Source organism: Microbacterium sp. W4I4 (genome assembly GCF_030816235.1).
Classification (GTDB): domain Bacteria; phylum Actinomycetota; class Actinomycetes; order Actinomycetales; family Microbacteriaceae; genus Microbacterium.
The window spans coordinates 2,849,897-2,870,573 of record NZ_JAUSXT010000001.1 but is presented as its reverse complement, the minus strand read 5'-3'; the positions used below and the strand labels follow the sequence as shown (position 1 = coordinate 2,870,573).

Sequence of the window (20,677 nt, the reverse complement as noted above, 5' to 3'; positions counted from 1 at the left end):
GGACGAATCGCGACCTGAAGCGGCTGGCACCGGGGAAACGGGGCGAATCGCGACCTGAAGCGAGGTCTCAACACACGGAAGAGGTCCCCCCGCCCGAAGGCGAGGGGACCTCTTCTGACTGAGGGTCAGATCACTGGTACAGAACCGCGGCGATCTTCGGGTCCTCGAGGTTCGTGGTGTCGTACCAGTACGAACCGGTGTCGTAGAACTTCTCGACGGACTTGCCGTTGGCGAGGTCGTAAGCGGCCTGCACGACGGTCTTTCCGATGCCGATCGGGTCCTGGGTGATCGCGCCGGCGAGAACGCCGCTCTTGATCGCGTCGATCTGGGCAGCGCCCGAGTCGAAGCCGATCGCGGTGATGTCCTTGCTGGACTTGCCGAGCTCGCTCAGCGCGTTCGCCACGCCGATCGCGGAACCCTCATTGGTGGCGTAGATGCCCTTGAGGTCGGGGTGCGCGTTCAGCATCGACTTGGTGATGTCGGCGGACTTCAGGTGGTCGCCGTCGCCGTACTGGATGTCGACGATCTTGATGTCGGGGAAGTCGGCCTTGATCTTGTCGACGAAGCCGTCGCGACGCTCGACACCGGTCGAGTTGATCTGCGAGTGGCCGACGATCGCGACATCGCCCTTTCCGCCGATCAGCTCAGCCATGTGCTCGGCCGCCAGCGCGCCGGCGACCTTGCTGTCGGTCGCGGCAAGGGTCTTGCCGACCTCGCTGTTGCACGGCGCATCGAAGTACGCGACGGGGATGCCGGCGGTCTCCGCGGCATCCATGCCCGGGATGCAGGCCTCGGGATCCAGAGCCGCATACGCGATGGCGTCCGGCTTGCGGTCGATGGAGGACTGCAGCATCTGCAGCTGCTTCTCGATCTCGGTCTCGGCGCCGGGGCCCTCGAAGTTGATCTTGACGCCGAGCTCCTTGCCCTTCTCCTCGGCGCCGGTCTTGACGGCCTGCCAGAACTGGTGCTGGAAGCCCTTCGAGACCAGGTCGATGGAGAGCTGCTTGTCCGCGCCCTTGTCTCCACCGGCAGCGGGCGTGTCACCCTTGCCCGTGGCACAGCCTGCCAGCGAGAGAACCGTCAGAGCAGCCAGCGCTGCGACGGCGATCTTCTTTCCATACTTCATGTGAAACTCCATCGTTCGGGGTAGGGATTCGGGTCTGCTGTGTTCAGTTGGAAGTTCGGATGCTCGAGCGGATGCCGAGCCGTCGGTGCTAGCTCTTGCCGCGGTTGCGCAGCGCGTCGAAGAACACCGCGATCAGGATGACGACACCGGTGAGGATGTACTGCCACTCCGTCTGGATCGACATGCTGCGCAGGCCGTTGATCAGCACGCTCATGATGAACGCACCGATCACGGTGCCGACGATCGATCCGCGACCGCCCAGCAGCGAGGTGCCGCCGATGATCACGGCCGCGATGGCCTGCAGCTCGTATCCCGCACCGGCGGTGGGCTGCGCCGAGCCCAGGCGCGCGGTGAGCAGCACGCCCGCGATGCCGATGAACACGCCGGCGAAGACGTAGACCCAGATGGTCCAACGGCGGGTATTCACGCCGGAGAGGCGGGTCGCCTCTTCGTTCGAGCCGATGGCGAAGGTGTACCGGCCGAGGATCGTCTTGTTCAGCACCAGGTATGTGACCACGGCGAGCACGATGAAGATCAGCACGCCTGCGGGGAGGCTGGCGAAGTAGCCGTCGGATGCCGCCACCACCGGATCGAACTGCACGATGCCGGTGACCTGCTTGCGCACGTCAGGGGCGAACGTGATGGGCTTGACCTGCGAGATCACCAGCGCCAGGCCCTGCGCGATCATCATCATCGCCAGCGTCGCGATGAACGGGGGCAGGCGCAGGAAGGTGATGTTCAGCCCGTTGATCAGGCCGATGAGTGCGCCGGTGGCCAGGGCCGCGAGCACGCCGGCCCAGACCGGCAGGCCCCATCCGGTGACCGCGGTGCCCATCATCACCGAACACAGCGTCATGCCGAACCCGAGCGACAGGTCGATGCCGCCGGTGACGATGACGAAGGTCGTACCCAGCGCCAGCACACCCACGAGCACCGTGGACATCAGGATGTTCTCGATGTTGGATGCCGACGTGAAGTTCGAGCCGAAGATCGCGAAGAACACGAACAGCACGACGAGCGTGCCCAGGGCGAGGGACTGCTGGACCGAGTTGCGCAGGGCTGCGCCCAGGCGCCCCTTCTGGGTGTCCTCGTTCACCGCCGTCTGCACGACGGTCGTGGTCGAACCGCTCATCAGTTGTCCTCTCCGTGTGCTGCGAGGTGCATGATCTTCTCCTGTGTGGCTTGTTCGTTGGTGAGTTCGCCCATGACCTCGCCGTTCGCGAACACCGTGATGCGGTTCGCGATGCGGAGCAGCTCAGGCAGCTCGGACGAGATGACGATGATGGACTTGCCGGCATCGGCGAGCTGCTGCATGAGCCGGTAGATCTCCTCTTTCGCTCCGATGTCGATGCCGCGGGTCGGCTCGTCGAAGATGAGGATGTCGCAATCGCGCATCAGCCAGCGGGCGATGACGACCTTCTGCTGGTTTCCGCCGGACAGCAGCTTGACGAGCTGGTTGACCGAGGGGGTCTTGATGCGCAGCTGCTGCACATAGTCCTTGGTCCTGCCCTTCGCGGTGCGATCGCCCATCCAGCCGATCGAGTTGGCGTAGGAGTCGAGTGAGGCGAGCACCGTGTTGAAGGTGACATCCTGCTCGAGCATGAGGCCCAGCAGCTTGCGGTCCTCCGACAGGTAGCCGATGCCGCGCTTGACGGCATCCTCGGGCTGACGGATGCGCTGCTGTCGTCCGTCGACGAGGATGGTTCCGCCATCCCTGGGGTCGGCGCCGATCAGGGCGCGCGCCGTCTCGGTGCGTCCGGCGCCCATGAGCCCGGCGAAGCCGAGGATCTCCCCCTTGCGCAGCTGGAATGAGACGTCCTTCAGCAGCGCCTTCGTCGACAGCCCCTGCACCTCGAGCACGACGGGCTGTTCGCTGAAGTCACGAGGTTCGGGGCGGGCTCCCTCGTCGATCACGCGGCCGACCATCATCTCGATGACGGTCGGGATGCTGATCTCGTCCTTCTCCAGAGATCCGATGTACTGCCCGTCGCGGAGCACGCTGACGCGGTCGGCGAGCCGCTTGAGCTCGTCCATGCGGTGCGAGATGTAGACGATGCCGGTGCCGGACGCCTTCAGCTGCTCGATGAGGACGAAGAGAGTCTCGACCTCGGTCTCGGTGAGCGCGGAGGTCGGCTCATCCATGATGAGCACCTTGGCGTTGAACGAGAGCGCCTTGGCGATCTCCACCATCTGCTGCTCGGCGACGGTCAGCTCGCCGACGTTCTGCCGCGGGTCGAGGTGGATGTCGAGCCGGGCGAGAAGTTCGGCAGCCTGTCGATTCAGCGCCCGCTCCGACACGAAGGGGCCCCGCTTGGGCTCACGCCCGATGTACATGTTCTGCGCGACCGTGAGGTCGGGCATCATGTTCAGCTCCTGGTGGATGATCGTGATGCCCAGCTGCTGCGCCTGCAGCGGACCGGTCAGCTCGATCGGCTCGCCCTCGAAGAGGATCTCGCCCGCGTCGCGGGTGTAGATGCCGGAGAGGATCTTCATCAGCGTCGACTTGCCGGCGCCGTTCTCGCCCACGAGGACGAGCACTTCGCCCTCCCGAACCTCGAGGTTCACGTCCTGCAGAGCCTGCACGCCGGGGAACCCTTTACTGATTCCCTCGACCTTGAGGATCGGATCACTCATACCCACCTACTCCCTCGGAGGCCTCGGATTCCCTGGAATCCCGTTTAAACATCGGGTCAATACTGCGCGACCGGATGGCGATGCGCAAGTTGTATCTAAATGTATCTAAGGCCGGCCTCGATTGCCAGACTTGTAATAACATCTTCGTCACAACCGGCCCGTGACATCAGTGCAGGCGGATCGAATCGATCGCGACGAGCTTGTCGCGGATGAATCGGTTCGCGTGCGAGCCGAGCTCGTCGCTGTCGTTCCACAGGTTGCGCCAGATCCCCAGCATCCGGCTGAGGTCCTCGGCGACCACCGCCGACGAGAACGACTCGAAAACGACGGGCCCGTCGTAGCCGATGCGCCCGAGCGCTTTGAAGAAGCCGTCGAAGTCGACGGTGCCGGTGCCGAGGTAACCGCGGTGACTCTCGCCGATGTGCACGTAGCGCAGCTGCGGAGCCGCGTCCAGCACAGGAGCCGCCATATCCGACTCCTCGATGTTCATGTGGTACGTGTCGAGGTGGATGCCGAGGTTCGGGCGGTCGACCTCGGCGAGGTACGCGATGGCCTGGCGAGCGGTGTTGAGCACATTCGTCTCGTAGCGGTTGACCACTTCGAGCGAGACGTTCACTCCGCGGGAGGCCGCGTGATCGGCAACCCGCCCGATCACCGCACGACTGCTCGCCAGCCCCTCCGTCGTGACCGGCATCATGTACTTCCGCATCGCGGAGTAGATGACTCCGCAGAAGTGCTTTCCGCCGAGGTCGGCGAGCACATCGACCGCACGGATCAGCAGCGCCTCACCGGCAGCCACGACGGCGGGATCCGAGCTGGTGATGTCCGTGCCGTCCGAAAGACCGAGCGATGCGCTGACGTCGAGGCCGTGCTCGGCCAGCGCGTCCTTCGCCGCCTCCACATCGAAGGAGAACGGGTCCATCAGCGGGAACTCGATGAGGTCGAATCCGGCCTGCGCCGTCTTCTCGACGGCCAGGCGGATGCCGGCTGCATCGAACTTCCCCGTCCAGACCAGTCCATGGCATCCGATGTTCATTGCGGCTCCTTCGCGACGATTGGCACGTTGCAATTCGTGCGGGATCGACCGTACCCCGACCGTTTGCAACGTGTCAACTGCGACTAGTGTGAGTCCGGGACCACCGAGGAGGACCGATGCCCGCCAGCGTCAAGGACGTCGCCGCAAACGCCGGCGTCTCGGCTTCCACCGTCTCGAACTACCTCAACCACCCGCACCTGCTCAGCGAGAGCACCCGGCAGCGGGTGGGCGCGGCGGTGACCGAGCTGGGATACGTGCCCAACGAGTCCGCACGCCAGCTGCGGGCGGGCGCGGGACGGACGATCGCCCTCATCCTCCTGGATGCCTGGCTGCCGTACTTCAACGAGCTCTCCCGCGGCGTCGAGGACGTCACGCGAGCGGGCGGGTGGTCGCTGTTCTTCAGCAACAGCGGGCGCGATCTCGCGCAGGAGCAGCGCAACATCGAGATGTTCGAGGCGCACCGCGCCCAGGGTGTCATCATCTACCCGCTCGGGGATGTGCATCCGCAGCTGGAGGGGCTCGCCCGCCGAGGCATCCGCTCTGTCGTCATCGGTGCCGACCGCCCCTCGCCGCTCGTCGGCTGCGTTCCTTTCGACGATCGCGGAGGCGGACGACTCGCGGGGCGGCATCTGGTGGAGATCGGACGCCGGAGGATCGCGTTCCTCGGCGACCCGCGAACCGTGAGCCAATCGGCCGATCGTCTCGCCGGCCTCGAGGAGGCGGCGAGCCACAGCGCATCGATCGAAGTGATCACGACTGAGGGCCTCACGATCCAGGCCGGCCTCGACGCCGCGAACCGCATCCTCGAGCGTCCGGAGCACGCGCGCCCCGATGCGCTGTTCGCCGCCAACGACATGCTGGCCATCGGCGCGCAGACGGCTCTGCTGCGCGAGGGCGTCGCGGTGCCGGATGACATCGCTATCGTCGGCTTCGATGATGTCGACCAGGCCCGACAGGCCCTGGTGCCTCTCACGACGATCCGCCAGCCCGGGTACGAGATCGGACGCGCCGCGGCATCCGCCCTGCTGCAGTTGCTCGACGCCCCGGCGGAGCCGATCCCGACTGTCGCGCCGTTCGCCGCCGAGCTGGTCGTCCGCGCGTCGACGACGGGCTGAGCGAGGCGCCGCCGCCGCCGATTCTCAGACGCAGGACGCTCAGGCCGACGGGTGCCCGACCACGCCCTTGCGCAGCAGTGCGTTGCCGTACTTGCGTGTCTCGCCGGTGCGCACCATCAGGTACGCGCCCTTCGCGACGTCGTAGTAGGCGAAGCGCTCCACGAAGCGGGTGGTCTCCACGGCGGTTCCGGCGGCGGCCATCAGCTCGCGCTGCACGTCCAGCACCGTGGCATCCGCCGACTCCATCAGGTCGATGCCGGGCGCATCGTCCAGCGGCAGCACCGAGCGGATCGCGGCGACCACCTCCGGGGTGGTCGTACCGGGAAGATCGACGACGTTCCGCCCCAGCGCCCAGGCCGGGAAGTGCGCGTCGGCGACGACGACCGAGTCCGAGTGGCCCATCCGGTCCAGGTGCAGCAGCAGCTCACCGGTCAGCAGCGGGTTGATCCCCTCAAGCATCCGTCAGTCCTTCCTCGGCCAGGTTCCGCCACAGGTCGGCGGGGATCTCGAGCGCCGCGTACTCGGCGTTCTGCGTCAGCTGGGCGGGGCGGCTGCCGCCGACCACCACGGAGCGGACCACCGACGACTGCAGCGGGAACTGGATCGCCGCCGCCGGCAGCGGCACGCCGTGGTCCTCGCAGACCGCAGCGATGCGCACCAGCCGGTCCCACAGCTCATCGGGCAGCTGCCCGTACTCGTAGCGGCCGTCGCGCTTCGGCTCCGTCTGCGCGAGCAGTCCGGAGTTGAAGACGGATGCCGCCACGACACCGGTGCCGCGCTCGGCGCACGCAGGCAGCACATCGGCCGCCGCGGGCTGCTCGAGCAGCGTGTAGCGACCGGCGACCATGATCAGGTCGAGGTCTGCCTCCCGGACCGACCGGGTCAGCGCATCCGACACCATCGAACCGACGCCGATCGCACCGACCACACCCGCCTCGCGCACGGCCTGCATCGCCGGGAACGCCTCGGCGATCGCGAGGTCCAGGTCGTTGCGCTCCGGGTCGTGCAGGTAGAGCAGGTCGATCCGATCGAGCCCGAGCCGCTCCAGCGATTCGGCGATGCCGGTGCGGATGCCGGCCTCGGTGAAGTCCCATTCGCGGCGCAGGTCGTCCGGCACGAAGAAGTCGTTGTCGGTGTCGAGACCGCCCACCTGGTGCTCGGGGTTCGGGCGCAGCAGGCGACCAGCCTTGGTCGAGAGGAAGAACTCGTCGCGCGGCTTGGTCTGCAGGAAGGCGCCGAGACGCCGCTCCGACAGCCCGAGGCCGTAGTGCGGTGCGGTGTCGAAGTACCGGATGCCGGAGTCCCAGGCCGCCTCGAGCACGGCCCACGCCTCGTCGTCGCTCAACGCGCGGAACAGATTGCCGACGTTGGCCGCGCCGTAACCGAGAGTCGGCAAGGTGAGCTCAGTCGATGACATGCTGCCCCGTCCAGGTGTACTTCGCGATGCTCTCGGCCTTCATCTCCATGCTGGTGCCGGGCGTGGTCGGAGCCATGTACGACCCGCCCCGGATGTCGGTGGGGACCACGAAGTGCTCGTGCAGGTGGTCGACGTACTCGATGAGCCGGCCCTCGCGCGAGGCGCTGACGGCGACGAAGTCGAACATCGACAGGTGCTGCACGGCCTCGCACAGCCCGACGCCGCCCGCGTGCGGGCAGACCGGCACCCCGAACTTGGCGGCCAGCAGCAGGTTGGCGATGTTCTCGTTGACGCCGGCGACGCGCACGGCGTCGATCTGCATGACCTCGATGGCCCGCGCCTGCAGCAGCTGCTTGAAGATCATCCGGTTCTGCGCGTGCTCACCGGTGGCGACGCGGATCGGAGCGATGCCACGGGCGATCTCGGCGTGACCGAGAACGTCGTCGGGGCTGGTGGGCTCCTCGACCCACGCGGGGTGGAACTCGGCGAGGGCGTTCACCCACTCGATGGCCTCGGACACCTCCCAGCGCTGGTTCGCGTCGATCGCGATGGGGAAGTCCGGTCCGCAGACCTCGCGCGCCTTGCGGAAGCGGCGGATGTCGTCCTGAAGGTCGGCGCCGACCTTCAGCTTGATCTGGGTGAAGCCGTCGGCCATGGCCTCGCGGGCCAGCCGCTCGAGCTTCTCGTCGGAGTAGCCCAGCCAGCCGGGGCTGGTGGTGTAGCCGGCGTACCCTGTGGCGAGCAGCTGCTGCTCGCGCTCCTCGCGCCCGGGGACGGCGGCGCGGAGGATCTCCAGCGCATCCTCGCGGGTGAGCGCGTTGGTGAGGTAGCGGAAGTCGACGAGGTCGACGATCTCCTCGGGCGTCATCCGCGCCAGCAGCTGCCACAGCGGCAGGCCGGCACGCTTGGCCTTGATGTCCCACAGCGCGTTGATCACGGCGCCGATGGCCATGTGCATGACGCCCTTCTCCGGGCCGAGCCAGCGCAGCTGCGAGTCGCCGATGATGTCGCGGAAGGTGGTGCCCATGTCAGCCAGGAGCGGTTCGATCTCGCGCCCCACCAGGTGGTCGGCGAGCGCGTCGATCGCGGCGACCTGCACGTCGTTGCCGCGACCGATCGTGAACACGAAGGAGTGCCCGGCGATGGCGTCCTCCGCATCGGTGCGCACGATCACGTAGGCAGCGGAGTAGTCGGGGTCGGGGTTCATCGCATCCGAGCCGTCCAGGCTCAGAGACGTGGGAAAGCGGATGTCGCTGGTGTCCAGCGCGACGATACGACTCACGGTGCTCCTTCGGGTGCGCAGGAAACTCCTGGCAGGCACTTGGAAGTGTAAACATCGGATGTCTATACTGTCAACGACGGCAGTCGTATCGGCATCCGTTTCTCACGCATCTCGAAGACCAGAAGGAGAACTATGAAGTTCGCGCGACTCGGCGAGACCGGAAGCGAGATCCCCGTCGTCATCGATGACGGCCGCACCTTCGACCTGCGCCCTGTGACATCCGACGTGAACGGCGATTTCCTCGCCGCCGATCCTGTCGGGCGCACGCGGGCCGCACTCGATGCCGGCGAGCTGTCCGAGCTCGCGGATGCCGACTCGCTGCGCATCGGCGCCCCGATCGCGCGCCCGAGCGCCGTGATCTGCATCGGCATGAACTACGCCGCACACGCTGCGGAGTCCGGCTCCGAGCCGCCGACCATCCCGATCCTGTTCCTGAAGACTCCGAACACCGTCGTCGGTCCGAACGACGCCGTCACCATCCCGCGCGGCAGCGAGAAGACCGACTGGGAGGTCGAGCTCGGCGTCGTCATCGGCACGCGCACCGCGTACCTGGATTCGCCGGAGCAGGCGGATGCGCACATCGCGGGCTACGTGCTCGCCAACGACGTCTCCGAGCGCACCTTCCAGCTCGAGGTGTCGGGCGGTCAGTGGTCCAAGGGCAAGATCGCGGCGGGCTTCAACCCCACCGGCCCCTGGCTGGTGCCGGCATCCGAGGTCGATTCCACGAACCTCAACCTGCGCAGCTTCGTCAACGGCGAGCCGCGTCAGGACTCGAACACCGGCGACCTGATCTTCGACGTGCGCACGATCGTGCACCACCTGTCGCAGTACGTCACGCTCGAGCCGGGCGACCTGATCCTCACCGGCACGCCGCAGGGCGTGGCGCTCTCGGGCAAGTACCCGTACCTGAAGCCCGGCGATGTGGTCGAGATCGAGATCGACGGCCTCGGCCGTCAGCGCCAGGAGTTCGTCGCGTGGGAGGCGAGCAGGTGAGCGGGCAGGTCGACGGACTCGTCGCGATCGTCACCGGCGGAGCATCCGGGATCGGCGCGGCGATCGCCCGCCGCCTGCACACCGAGGGCGCGCAGATCGCCGTGCTCGATCGCGACACCTCGGGAGCGGATGCCGCCTTCGCGGCCTTCACGGCCGACATCTCCGACCGCGACTCGGTGGATGCCGCCGTCGCCGCTGTCGCCGAGAGGTTCGGACGCATCGACATCGTCATCAACAACGCCGGCATCGGCGCGCAGGGCGACATCGCCGCGAACGACGACGACGAGTGGGCCCGCGTGCTCTCGATCAACGTCACCGGCATCGCCCGCGTGACTTCGGCCGCCCTCCCGTGGCTGCGGAAGTCACCGTCGGCGGCGGTGTGCAACACGGCATCCATCGCCTCGACGACCGGCCTGCCGCAGCGCGCGCTGTACTCGGCGTCGAAGGGTGCCGTCTCGGCGCTGACCCGGGCGATGGCCGCCGACCACCTCCCCGAGGGCATCCGCGTCAACGCCGTCAACCCCGGCACCGCCGACACCCCGTGGGTGGGCCGCCTGCTCGACTCCGCGGCCGATCCTGCCGCCGAACGTGCCGCGCTCAACGCCCGCCAGCCGCACGGCCGTCTGGTCTCGCCCGACGAGGTCGCCGGCGCCGTGCTGTACCTGGTGTCCCCCGCATCCGGGTCGACGACCGGCACGTTCATCGAGGTGGACGGCGGCATGGCGCAGCTGCGCCTGCGGTCCGAGTAGAGCTCTTCGCCCTGGGCCGGGCCGGGGTCCAGGTCGCACTCGTTGCCGCCATTCCCGGGATTCAGCGGCAACTATTGCGACCTGGAGTACCGACGCTCGGCATCCCGGTGCCCAGGTCGCACTTATGGCCGGTATCCGCGTGTTCTGGCGGCAACCGTTGCGACCTGGATGCCTGTGGATAACTCTCACGGAGTCAGCCACCACCTGGCATCGTGAAGCGATGCGCCCCGCCCGCCCGCTTCCGCCCGACCTCGGTCGACGCTTCAGCGTCACCGACGCGATGGCCGCCGGTGTCAGCCGCGGCCGATTGCGCAGAGGCGACCTCGAGGCACCCTTCACCGGCGTTCGCGCGCTCCCCGCCGATGACTCCACGGATCACCTCGACCCGTTCGCTCGCCAGGTCCACGAGCGGCGGGTGCAGGCGTACCGTTACGCGCCCCGACTGCGGCCCGGACAGTTCCTCAGTCATGAGTCCGCGGTGGCGATTCGCGGCGGTCCGCTGCCGCTCGTCTACCCGCCCCCGCCGGATCCTGCGGAGCCCTGGACGGATACGAGGGATGCGGCGGATGCCCGGCTCGCCCCTATGGATGGCCACCTGCTCGACGTGCACGTCAGCACCCTCGGCGACGGACCGATCGTGCGTGCGGCCGGCGTGCGCGGTCACCGTGCCGATCCCGCTGCCGCGGAACTGCGCATCGTGCGCGGCTTCGCGATCGCCGGCCCTGCGATGACCTGGGCCCAGCTCGGCCACCTGAGGCTGCTCGATCTCGTCGCGCTCGGGGATTTCTTCTGCAGGGTCTGGCGCGAAGGGTACGGACGACCGGATGCCGGCAGACGACCCTGGACCACACGCGACGAGCTGCGCGCGATGATCGCGCGCACGCGCTGGTCCGGCATCCGTCGCCTGCGCGACGCGGTCGAGCTGATCCGCGAGGACGCCTGGTCGCCTCGGGAATCCCAGGTGCGCTGCCATCTCGTGCTCGCCGGATTGCCCGAGCCGGTACTGAATCAGGATGTCTACGACGACGACGGTCGATTCATCGGATGCGTCGATATGGCGTACCCCGACCGCAAGGTCGCGGTCGAATACCACGGCATCCTGCACAGTGCGCACTACGCCGCAGACGTCGAGCGCATCGCCGCGCTGCGCGCTGCCGGCTGGACGGTCATCGAAGTGACCAGCGCGCTCTTCGCCCGCCCCGAACTGCTGATCGCCCGAGTACGCGCCGCGCTGGCGCACTGACCCGGTGCGCCAGCATCCGCGCGCGCCCACCCCACCGCCAGGTCGCAGTTCTTGCTGCTAAGCCCGTCGGATGGCGACCATAACTGCGACCTGAACGCCCCCGTTGCCGAACGTCGTCCCCCAGGTCGCAACCGTTGCCGCCAATCCCTGTGAATGGCGACCATAACTGCGACCTGGACGGGTGGGTCCCGGTCCGGGCAGGACGGCCAGGTCGGATCCGGGCCAGGCCGGGCCGGGCCGCGGTCAGCGGATGCCGTAGAAGCGCACGGCATTCGACCAGAAGACCTTCTCGGTGTCCAGGCCGCGATCCTTCGCCCAACCAGCGACGGTGTGGCACCAGTCGTCGCGGTTGCCCACGGTGAAGTAGCTGCCTTCGGAATCGAGGGATGCGGTGGACGACACCGGCCAGTCGCTGCCCCACATCAGCCGGTCCTCGCCGAACGCCTCGGCAACGGCATCCAGGAACGGCTCCATCTGGTCCTCATCGATGTCCCCGTTCGACTCCGCCGGGAGCCCGGAGAGCTTGACGAAGACGTTCGAGTTCGCCGCGAGCGCGCGCAGGTCGCGCAGCCACTCGGGGCTCGGCGGGAGGGGCTGCTCGACGGTGCCGATGGCGGGCTTGCCGAGATGATCGAGCACGATCCGCAGCCCTGGCACGGCTTGTCCCAGCGCAGTCACATCCGGAATCTGATGGTGCCGCACGCAGGCGTCGAACGTGAGCCCGCGCGCAGCGAGCTCGCGGGCGCCTTCGATGAAGTCCCGGCGACGGGCGAAGCCGTCCTTCTCATCCTGCAGCAGGTGACGGACGCCCACGACGAGGTCGTGCTCGGCGAGCGCATCCAGATGCTTCAGCAGCTTGCGCCGCCGATGCAGCCGGGCGTCGGCGACGATCGCGACCACACCTGCGGCGGACGCGATGGACTCCACCCAGCGCACCTCGTCGATCGCCTGCTTCGGTGCGGCGCCGGCCTGAACGAACACCGCCACCTGCTGGTCGACGTCTTCGATGCGATCCTCGCGCAGCCGATCCGCCGCGAACGTGTCGTCCAGGTCGCCACCCAGCCAGCTGTACATCAGAACTGCAGGATCCCAGAGGTGCAGGTGGCTGTCGACAACACGCATGCCTCCATCGTCACACATGTCGGCGCAGACATCGGATCATTGTGCGAGGATGTGGCCATGGCTGTCACGGACGAGGCGATCGAGAAGATCAAAGCGATGATCGTTGCCGGCGAACTGGGTCCCGGCGACCGTCTGCCGCCCGAGAAGGAGCTCGCCGAGAGGCTTGGCCTGTCGCGCAACTCCATGCGCGAAGCGGTCAAGGCGCTCGAGGTCATCCGCATCCTCGATGTGCGCCGCGGCGACGGCACCTACGTCACCAGCCTCGAGCCGCATCTGCTGCTGGAGGCGATCAGCTTCGTCGTCGACATGCACGACGACGACTCACTGCTCGAGTTGTTCGCGGTGAGGCGGATGCTGGAATCCCAGGCCACCGGCCTCGCTGCGGGCAACGCCTCCGACGACGATGCTCAGCGGCTGCTCGACGAGGTGTCGTCCGTGGACCCGAACGACGTGAGCATCGACGACCTGGTCGCCCACGACATCCGATTCCACGGCGAGATCGTGAGCCTCACCCGCAACGGCTATCTGTCCAGTCTGATCGACAGCCTCGGCAGTCAGACGATCCGCGCCCGGGTGTGGCGAGGACTCACCGAGCAGGGCGCCGTCGAACGCACCCTGTCGGAGCACCGCGCCATCGCCGAGGCGATCGGCCAGCACGATTCGGCGCTGGCGACCTCCCTCGCCACGGCCCACGTCGCGGGCATCGAGCGGTGGCTGCGTCAGGCGACGTCCGCCTGACGCCGCGGATCGTGTGGATGCGGCCGTCCACAGCATCCGCTCCACAGCATCCGTCCCACCTGTTCAGGTCGCACTTCGTCCCGGAAAGATGCCGGGAAAGCGGGATCGATTGCGACCTGAACCACCAGGTGATGCCGAAAGCGGGACGAATCGCGACCTGAGCGCGAACACGATACCTGGGGGCCACGCCCGCGCCGGCGGGCCTCGGCCAGGAGCCGCCTACGCCCCGAGCCGCACCATCGCGGCATCGAACTCGGCCGAAGACGAGTCGCTCACGGAGTCGAACAGCAGCGCGTCGAGCACATCGGGAGCCGCGGTGAAATACGGCACACCCGACTCGCGCAGTTCGACGATGTCATCCGGCGAGCGCAGGCTGGCGGCCAGGACGTTCGTGTCGCTGTCCGCGCACACGCTCTGCATGCGGGCGATGATCCCGGAGCCGTCGAGTCCGGCGTCCCGCATCCGGCCCAGGTACGGCGCGATGTAGCGCACGCCGATGCTGGCGCACGCGAGCGCCTGCGCGACCGTGTAGACGGCGGTGACGAGCACCGTGGCACCGTCGCGCACCAGAGCGGATGCCGCGGCGAAGCCCTCGGCGGTCGCCGGCACCTTCACGGCGACCCGGTCGCCGAGCGCGAGGATGCCGGAGGCGTTGCGCAGGTATGACTCCCGATCCCCGCCCCAGGTCTGGAAGAAGACCTCGTCGGCGCCCTCCGCGGTCCAGCGCTCGTACAGCGCGGGGATCTCGGATGCCGCGCGCCCGCCGCGTTCGAGGATGGTGGGGTTGGTGGTAACTCCGTGCACGACGCCCGCGGAGAGCAGCCTCCCGACGCGTTCGACGTCAGCACTGTCCACATACAGCCGCGGCGCGGTCATCCGGTCTCCTCTTCGCAGGCACAGCGGCCCGCCACGGGCGCACCGGTCCCCACCTGTCGTTACAAGCGGGGATGCGGCTAATGTAATGACAGGGTCAGCCGAAGTCAAAGACGACGACGCCCAGAAGCCGATCGGGAGAGTATGACCAGCGACCAGACCAGCCGCACGGGTGTCGTGATCGTCGGCAGCGTGACCGCCGATGTGACCACCTTCTCGCAGCGCCTGCCCGCACGCGGAGAGACCATCCTCGGCGACCAGTTCACCCTGCTGCTGGGCGGCAAGGGTGCGAATCAGGCCGTCTCGGCCGGTCTCGCCGGCGCCAGGACCAGCTTCGTCGGCTGCGTGGGCGACGACCTCTTCCACGACCTCATCGTCGACGGGCTCTCCGCCGCGGGCGTCGATCTCACACACCTGCGCACTGTCCCGGGCCCCACCGGCATCGCGCACATCCGCGTCGACGCGTCCGCCCAGAACGACATCGTCATGGTGCCGCTCGCCAACGCGCAGCTCAGCCCCGAGCAGATCGACGCGGCACTCGAGGCGCTGGCACCCACGACCTCCGTCCTGCTCACCCAGCTCGAGACTCCGGCATCCCTCACCCTGCACATCACCTCGCGCGCCCGCGCGCACGGCATGACGGTGGTACTGGATCCGGCACCGGCCGCGCCGCTGGATGCCGAGGTGTGGCGCAACATCGACATCGTCACGCCCAATGAGACCGAGGCGTCCCTGCTCAGCGGCATCGAGGTGACGGATGCGGCATCCGCCGAACGCGCCGGACAGTGGTTCCTCGCGCAGGGCGTCGGCTCTGCCGTGATCACGATGGCCGAGAAGGGCTCCTGCGTCGTGACCGCCGAGGGCACCACGTTCATCGACCCGATCCCCGTCAGCCCGGTCGACACCACCGCCGCCGGCGACGCCTATGCCGGCTATCTGGGCGCCGCACTCGCCGAGGGCTGGACGCTCGCCGAGGCCACCCGTCTGGCCAGCGCCGCCGGCGCCATCGCCGTGACCAGGCAGGGCGCCTCGCCCAGCCTGCCGCGTCGCGACGAGGTCGACGCCCTGCTGGCGCAGAACCCGCGCTGACACCACGCGGCCCGAAGGAGCCCCATGCGCAAGACATCCACCACCATCAACCCCGCGCTGTCCCGTGTGATCAGCGAGACCGGGCACACAGATCTGATCGTCGTGACGGATGCCGGGCTGCCGATCCCCCCGGACGCCGAGCGCATCGATCTGGCCTACCGCCCCGGCGCTCCGGCGTTCCTGGACGTGCTCGACACGATCCTGGCCGAACTCGTCGTGGAGGGCGCCACGGTCTCCGCCGAGGTCGCCGAAGCCAGCCCCCACGTGCTCGAGGCGCTGCGCGAACGACTGCCGGGCATCGAGATCGAGCTGGTGCCGCACGTCGAGTTCAAGAAGCAGACCCACGCGGCGCGCGCTTTCGTGCGCTCCGGAGAGTTCACCCCGTACGCCAACGTCATCCTGCACGCGGGAGTCGCATACTGATGAGCACCGTCACCGGAATCGACCGGCGTTCCGCCGCGCCCATGTACGACCAGCTGCGCCGGCTGATCGTCGAGCACATCGAGAACGACCGGCTGCAGCCCGGCGACCCGCTGCCCGGCGAGCACCGGCTGTGCGAGCAGTACGGCGTCTCGCGCACCGTGGTGCGTCAGGCCCTGGCGCAGCTGGAGCACGAGGGACTGGTCGAGCGCGTCAAGGGCAAGGGCACGTTCGTGGCACGCCCGCGCACGGCGGAGTCGCTGGTGCACACGCTGGTCGGTCTGTTCGACGAGGTCGAGCGCCGTGGCGGACACGTGCGCAGCGACATCCTGCGCCACGAGACGATCGAAGCGGATGCCGAGGTCGCGGCCGCCCTCGAGATCGCCGAGGGCTCCCCGGTCGTCGTCCTCACCCGACTGCGTCACGTCGACGACGACGCCTGGTCGCTGTCGACGACGTGGATGCCGCAGGACGTGGGCGAGGTGACCCTCGGCGCGGATCTGCGCGACGCTTCGCTGTATGCGCTGCTCGCCGAGCACGGCATCACGGCCACGCACGGCGTGCGCTCCGCCGAGGCCACCGTCGCCACGCACGAGCAGGCCGGTCTGCTGGGGGTGAGCGCGGGTTCGGCTCTGCTGCGGCTGCGCAGCGTGAGCCGCGACGGTGCGAGCCGTCCTATCGAGTTCTTCATCGCATACCACCGCGGCGACCGCTCGCGCTTCGAGTTCCAGCTCGGGCCGGACAGCGCGCAGGGCACCCTGGTCCGCATCCCCTGAGCAGTCCGCCTCGCCCCACCCGCGCCGAGGAGAGTGTGGGAGACCTCCCCGACTACGCTCGAGGCATGAGCGAATGGGTCAGTTCCGCCATCCGCGTGCTCGAGGCGGATGGCAACCGCTCAGCCGACACGCATCTGCACCTCTTCCCCCTCCCGGAGGAATGGGGCATCGACCTGTATCTGAAGGACGAGTCGGTGCATCCGACCGGCTCGCTCAAGCATCGCCTCGCCCGTTCGCTGATCCTGTACGGCCTGGTGAACGGGCTCATCGATGAGGGAACCACCCTCCTGGAGTCCTCCAGCGGATCGACCGCGGTATCCGAGGCGTACTTCGCGCGGATGCTGGGCCTGCCCTTCGTGACGGTCGTGCCGAGTTCGACGAGCCAGGAGAAGATCGACCTCATCGAGTTCTACGGCGGCAGCTGTCACTTCGTCGAGAACGCGTCCGAGATCTCGGCCGAGGCGCGTCGGCTCGCGGCGGAGTGCGGCGGTCACTACCTCGACCAGTTCACCTTCGCCGAGCGTGCGACCGACTGGCGCGGCAACAACAACATCGCCGAGAGCGTCTTCAGCCAGCTGGCGCAGGAGCGGCATCCGATCCCCCGCTGGATCGTCGTCGGAGCCGGGACCGGCGGCACCAGCGCCACTTTCGGACGCTACGTGCGCTACCGCCGGCATGCGACCGAGGTCGCCGTCGTCGACCCGGAGGGCTCGGCGTTCTACGCCGGTTGGAAGGGAGAGGCGGATGCCATGGGCTCCCCCTCCCGGATCGAGGGCATCGGCCGGCCGCGCGTGGAGGCGTCGTTCGTGCCGAGCGTGATCGACGAGATGATCCAGGTGCCGGATGCCGCGTCCGTCGCCGCCATCCGGCTGCTGCGCGAGCGCACCCTGCACTGGGCGGGCGGCTCCACCGGCACGAACCTGTACGGCGCCTTCCAGCTGATCGCCCGGATGCGGGCAGCCGGCGAGACCGGCAGCGTCGTCACGTTGATCTGCGACGGCGGCATCCGCTACGCCAACACCTACTACTCCGACGAGTGGGTCGCCGCGCAGGGCTGGGATCTGGCCCCGCACCGGGAGCGGATGCTGAACTTCCTGGACACCGGTCGCTGGGCCTGAGGGGCCAGTACGCTGTCAGCATGACCACGCTCATCCTCACGGTCGCGGGAGCGGATCGCCCCGGACTCGTCTCCGCCATCGCCGATCTCGTCGACGCGCACGGCGGCAACTGGGAGAACAGCCGGCTGGCCGAGCTCGCCGGGACCTTCGCCGGAGTGATCCAGATCACGGTCGCCGACGATCGGGCCGGTGAGCTGCAGGCAGCGTTGCGCAGCCTTGACGGGATGCTCGCCCTCACCGTCACCACAGGCTCCGATCATGCGGAAACCGATGCCGACCGCCTTGTCTCCGTGACGGTCCTCGGCGATGACCGCCCCGGCATCGTCCGGGAGATCTCCGGTGTGCTCAGCAGTCACGCGCTCAGCATCCGGAGCATGACGACCGAGACCCGGGATGCCGCGATGGCCGGTGGACGACTGTTCGAGTCCGCCGTGACGGCGACGGTTCCGGCATCGGCCGACCTCGACGTGCTGCGCGCCGACATCGAAGAGCTCACGCACGACCTGCAGGTCGACATCAGCGTCCTCTGACGGGACGCCCGGGCCGGCACTTCCCATCTCACGGCGTGTGCGAGAGTGGTCAGTGCGCCGCCGATGCGGGCGGCGGGAATGCCGAGGATGCCCGATGACCGATGATCGCGATGTCCGCGTCGTCTCCGCCCTGACCGCCGAGCTCGGTGCCGAGCTCGTGCTCACGAACCCCGACGCGCTGCAGGCGTACCGCCGCGACCGCGCCGAGGATCCGAATGCCGGCACCCCGCTGGCGGTCGTGCGGGCCACGAGCACCGAGGACGTGCAGGCCGCAGTGCGCATCGCCGCGCGTGAGGGCGTCGGCATCGTGCCGCGCGGTGCGGGATCGGGCCTGTCGGGCGGGTCGTCCGCCGTGGACGGCGCGATCGTCATCTCGCTGGAGCGGATGCGGAGCATCACGGTCGACCCCGGACTGCAGATGGCCGTCGTGCAGCCCGGCGCGTTCAACGGCGAGGTGAAGACCGCGGCATCCGAGCACGGCCTCTGGTATCCGCCGGACCCGTCATCGCAGGAGTTCTGCTCGATCGGCGGCAACATCGCCACCAATGCCGGCGGGCTGTGCTGCGTGAAGTACGGCGTGACCACGGACTACGTGTTGGGGCTCACTGTGGTGCTGGCGGACGGGAAGGCCGTGAAGCTCGGCGGCCCGCGACTCAAGGATGTCGCCGGGCTGTCGCTGACCAAGCTGTTCGTCGGCAGCGAGGGCACGCTGGGCATCGTCACCGAGGCCGTGCTGCGCCTCGTGCCGGCGCAACGCACGCCGACCACCCTGGTGGCGATGTTCCCGACCGTGGACGGCGCGATCAGGGCCGTGGTCGACATCAAGGCCGCGATGCGTCCGTCGATGCTGGAGTTCATGGACCAGGTCACCATCAATGCCGTCGAGGACGTCATGCGCATGGACCTGGACCGCACGGCCGCCGCCATGCTGATCGTGCAGTCCGATGAGCCGGCCGAGGTCGCCGCCGCGCAGATCGAGGCCATCGAGCAGACCTGCGGGCTGCACGGCGCCTCCGAGGTGTACGCGACCAGCGACCCCGACGAGAGCGAGGCGCTGATCGAGGCCCGCCGTCAGGCGATCCCCGCCGTCGAGCGCCGCGGGGCCCTGCTGCTGGAGGATGTCGGTGTGCCCCTGCCGCGCCTGGGTGATCTGATCGACGGGATGCGGGCGATCGCGGAGCGGCACGGCGTCGAGATCGCCGTGGTCGCGCACGCCGGCGACGGCAACACGCATCCGCTGATCGTGCTGGACGCGTCGGATGCCGACCAGCGCGAGCGCGCCGATCTCGCCTTCGGCGAGGTGATGTCGCTGGCGATCGAGCTGGGCGGCACGATCACCGGCGAGCACGGGGTCGGCAGGCTCAAGCAGCCCTGGCTCGCGGACTATCTCGGCGACGATGTGCTCGAGCTGAACCTGCGCATCAAGCGCGCCCTCGACCCGCAGAACATCCTCAACCCGGGCGCGGTGTTCGGCCCGATCTGAGTCCATCGCAAGCCCGTCTATATGGCGCGAACCGCCCCGATTCCAAGCGAAACAGGGCGGTTTGCGCCATATCGACGGGTTCTAGTCGGTCAGGCCGATCGCGTCGGGCTGCAGGCGTCGGAGCCAGTACTCGGTCTGGGCGACGTGGCTGGCCGCTGCGGCGGATGCGGCGACCGGATCGCGGCCTTCCAGCCCGCGCAGGATCGCCCGGTGCCCGGCATCCGAGAGCGTCTTGATCTCGGAGGCGCTGTCGGTACGGAAGATCCGATATGCCCGTGACCGCGCACGGAACACCGCCAGCAGGCTCGCAAGCGCGGAGTTCCCGGCGATCTCCGCAATGCGCATGTGGAACTGATGGTCCAGGCGCGACTGCTCCTCGTCATCCGTCGTCGCCTCCAGCTCCACCAGCAGCGCGTCGAGCTCGACCAGCGACTCCGCGTCGATGCGGGCCGTGGCCAACGAGGCGGCGTGCGCTTCGAGCGCCCGGCGCAGTTCGTACAGCTCGAGGATGGATGCCAGCGGCAGCAGCCCGATCGTCAGCGACAGACTGCCGATGAGGTCGCCGGCGTTCAGATCGCTGACGTAGCTGCCCGAACCGTGCCTGGTCTCCAGCACACCGAGCGCCGCGAGCATCCGGATGCCCTCGCGCAGCGACCCCCGCGACACCCCCAGCCGCTCGCACAGCTCCCCCTCGCTGGGCAACCGATCGCCGGGCTTCAGGGTGCCCTCGGCGATCAGCTCGCGCAGCCCGTGCACGGCGGTGTCCAAGGCGCTCATGCGGTTCCCTTCGATGCGGTGTGCTGACTGCGAGTCTGACGGACGCCCCGCCTCACACAAATTTGTATAACAACTTGATCCAATTCTCGATCACATCTCGCGTTTCAGGCGCAGACATGGCAATGTTGTGCAACAACTTCCCCTGTCATGACAGAT

The 20,677-nt window shown here is 68.3% G+C and carries 21 protein-coding genes; 11 read left to right on the top strand and 10 right to left on the bottom strand.

From position 1 onward, the window contains the following. Positions 1 to 130: 130 nt before the first annotated feature. The 4 genes from QF046_RS13590 to QF046_RS13575 all read right to left on the bottom strand — a co-directional run bounded on the left by QF046_RS13590 (position 131) and on the right by QF046_RS13575 (position 4,796). Positions 131 to 1,126, bottom strand: coding sequence for an ABC transporter substrate-binding protein (locus QF046_RS13590; protein ID WP_307370710.1), 996 nt, complete (start codon positions 1,124 to 1,126; stop codon positions 131 to 133). A gap of 88 nt (positions 1,127 to 1,214) precedes the next feature. After that, on the bottom strand, positions 1,215 to 2,258 hold the full coding sequence (locus QF046_RS13585) for an ABC transporter permease (protein ID WP_307370707.1): 1,044 nt from the start codon (positions 2,256 to 2,258) through the stop codon (positions 1,215 to 1,217). Beyond that, positions 2,258 to 3,760 (bottom strand): sugar ABC transporter ATP-binding protein, encoded by a 1,503-nt coding sequence (locus QF046_RS13580; RefSeq protein WP_307370704.1) that lies wholly within the window; start codon positions 3,758 to 3,760, stop codon positions 2,258 to 2,260. The genes QF046_RS13585 and QF046_RS13580 overlap by 1 nt, the downstream gene beginning before the upstream one ends. Before the next feature lie 166 nt (positions 3,761 to 3,926). Beyond that, positions 3,927 to 4,796 (bottom strand): sugar phosphate isomerase/epimerase, encoded by an 870-nt coding sequence (locus QF046_RS13575; protein WP_307370702.1) that lies wholly within the window; start codon positions 4,794 to 4,796, stop codon positions 3,927 to 3,929. A gap of 116 nt (positions 4,797 to 4,912) precedes the next feature. Here QF046_RS13575 and QF046_RS13570 point away from each other — a divergent pair, with 116 nt between their 5' ends. After that, positions 4,913 to 5,911 carry a LacI family DNA-binding transcriptional regulator gene (locus tag QF046_RS13570; protein WP_307370700.1) on the top strand — a complete coding sequence of 333 codons (999 nt, stop codon included), beginning with the start codon at positions 4,913 to 4,915 and terminating at the stop codon, positions 5,909 to 5,911. A gap of 39 nt (positions 5,912 to 5,950) precedes the next feature. On the opposite strand, the gene QF046_RS13565 is transcribed toward QF046_RS13570, so the two are convergent. The 3 genes from QF046_RS13565 to QF046_RS13555 are packed head-to-tail and all read right to left on the bottom strand — an operon-like array spanning position 5,951 to position 8,610. Then, entirely contained in the window at positions 5,951 to 6,370 is a 420-nt protein-coding gene (locus QF046_RS13565; RefSeq protein ID WP_307370699.1) for an RbsD/FucU family protein, read from the bottom strand. Then, on the bottom strand, positions 6,363 to 7,328 hold the full coding sequence (locus QF046_RS13560) for an aldo/keto reductase (RefSeq protein ID WP_307370697.1): 966 nt from the start codon (positions 7,326 to 7,328) through the stop codon (positions 6,363 to 6,365). The genes QF046_RS13565 and QF046_RS13560 overlap by 8 nt, the downstream gene beginning before the upstream one ends. Further along, positions 7,315 to 8,610 (bottom strand): L-fuconate dehydratase, encoded by a 1,296-nt coding sequence (locus tag QF046_RS13555; RefSeq protein ID WP_307370695.1) that lies wholly within the window; start codon positions 8,608 to 8,610, stop codon positions 7,315 to 7,317. Before QF046_RS13555 ends, QF046_RS13560 begins: the two co-directional genes overlap by 14 nt. A gap of 132 nt (positions 8,611 to 8,742) precedes the next feature. Here QF046_RS13555 and QF046_RS13550 point away from each other — a divergent pair, with 132 nt between their 5' ends. From QF046_RS13550 to QF046_RS13540, 3 genes are all read left to right on the top strand, one after another. After that, positions 8,743 to 9,603 carry a fumarylacetoacetate hydrolase family protein gene (locus QF046_RS13550; protein ID WP_307370694.1) on the top strand — a complete coding sequence of 287 codons (861 nt, stop codon included), beginning with the start codon at positions 8,743 to 8,745 and terminating at the stop codon, positions 9,601 to 9,603. Further along, positions 9,600 to 10,352, top strand: a complete 753-nt coding sequence (locus tag QF046_RS13545; protein ID WP_307370692.1) for an SDR family NAD(P)-dependent oxidoreductase — start codon at positions 9,600 to 9,602, stop codon at positions 10,350 to 10,352. Before QF046_RS13550 ends, QF046_RS13545 begins: the two co-directional genes overlap by 4 nt. A 220-nt stretch (positions 10,353 to 10,572) precedes the next feature. After that, positions 10,573 to 11,595: a hypothetical protein gene (locus QF046_RS13540; RefSeq protein ID WP_307370690.1), complete on the top strand. Its 1,023-nt coding sequence runs from the start codon at positions 10,573 to 10,575 to the stop codon at positions 11,593 to 11,595. Between the two features lie 243 nt (positions 11,596 to 11,838). Here the strand turns inward: QF046_RS13540 and QF046_RS13535 are convergent, their stop codons facing one another. Then, complete coding sequence (locus tag QF046_RS13535) at positions 11,839 to 12,717, bottom strand: amidohydrolase (RefSeq protein ID WP_307370689.1); 879 nt, start codon at positions 12,715 to 12,717, stop codon at positions 11,839 to 11,841. 57 nt (positions 12,718 to 12,774) lie between these two features. Here QF046_RS13535 and QF046_RS13530 point away from each other — a divergent pair, with 57 nt between their 5' ends. Next, positions 12,775 to 13,455 carry a FadR/GntR family transcriptional regulator gene (locus QF046_RS13530; RefSeq protein ID WP_307370688.1) on the top strand — a complete coding sequence of 227 codons (681 nt, stop codon included), beginning with the start codon at positions 12,775 to 12,777 and terminating at the stop codon, positions 13,453 to 13,455. Between the two features lie 219 nt (positions 13,456 to 13,674). On the opposite strand, the gene QF046_RS13525 is transcribed toward QF046_RS13530, so the two are convergent. Then, positions 13,675 to 14,331 carry a transaldolase family protein gene (locus tag QF046_RS13525; protein WP_307370687.1) on the bottom strand — a complete coding sequence of 219 codons (657 nt, stop codon included), beginning with the start codon at positions 14,329 to 14,331 and terminating at the stop codon, positions 13,675 to 13,677. Positions 14,332 to 14,472: 141 nt separating this feature from the next. Between QF046_RS13525 and QF046_RS13520 the strand changes: the two genes are divergently transcribed. The 6 genes from QF046_RS13520 (at position 14,473) to QF046_RS13495 (ending at position 19,744) form a co-directional block, all read left to right on the top strand. Next, entirely contained in the window at positions 14,473 to 15,417 is a 945-nt protein-coding gene (locus QF046_RS13520; protein ID WP_307370685.1) for a ribokinase, read from the top strand. 24 nt (positions 15,418 to 15,441) lie between these two features. Further along, entirely contained in the window at positions 15,442 to 15,840 is a 399-nt protein-coding gene (gene rbsD / locus QF046_RS13515; RefSeq protein WP_307370683.1) for a D-ribose pyranase, read from the top strand. Beyond that, entirely contained in the window at positions 15,840 to 16,613 is a 774-nt protein-coding gene (locus QF046_RS13510; protein WP_307370681.1) for a GntR family transcriptional regulator, read from the top strand. Before rbsD ends, QF046_RS13510 begins: the two co-directional genes overlap by 1 nt. 65 nt (positions 16,614 to 16,678) lie before the next feature. Further along, on the top strand, positions 16,679 to 17,731 hold the full coding sequence (locus tag QF046_RS13505; RefSeq protein ID WP_307370680.1) for a PLP-dependent cysteine synthase family protein: 1,053 nt from the start codon (positions 16,679 to 16,681) through the stop codon (positions 17,729 to 17,731). Positions 17,732 to 17,751: 20 nt separating this feature from the next. Then, positions 17,752 to 18,261, top strand: a complete 510-nt coding sequence (locus tag QF046_RS13500; protein ID WP_307370678.1) for a glycine cleavage system protein R — start codon at positions 17,752 to 17,754, stop codon at positions 18,259 to 18,261. A gap of 94 nt (positions 18,262 to 18,355) precedes the next feature. Then, positions 18,356 to 19,744, top strand: a complete 1,389-nt coding sequence (locus QF046_RS13495; RefSeq protein WP_307370677.1) for an FAD-binding oxidoreductase — start codon at positions 18,356 to 18,358, stop codon at positions 19,742 to 19,744. Positions 19,745 to 19,825: 81 nt separating this feature from the next. Here the strand turns inward: QF046_RS13495 and QF046_RS13490 are convergent, their stop codons facing one another. Beyond that, entirely contained in the window at positions 19,826 to 20,521 is a 696-nt protein-coding gene (locus QF046_RS13490) for a FadR/GntR family transcriptional regulator (protein ID WP_307370676.1), read from the bottom strand. Between the last annotated feature and the right edge of the window lie 156 nt (positions 20,522 to 20,677).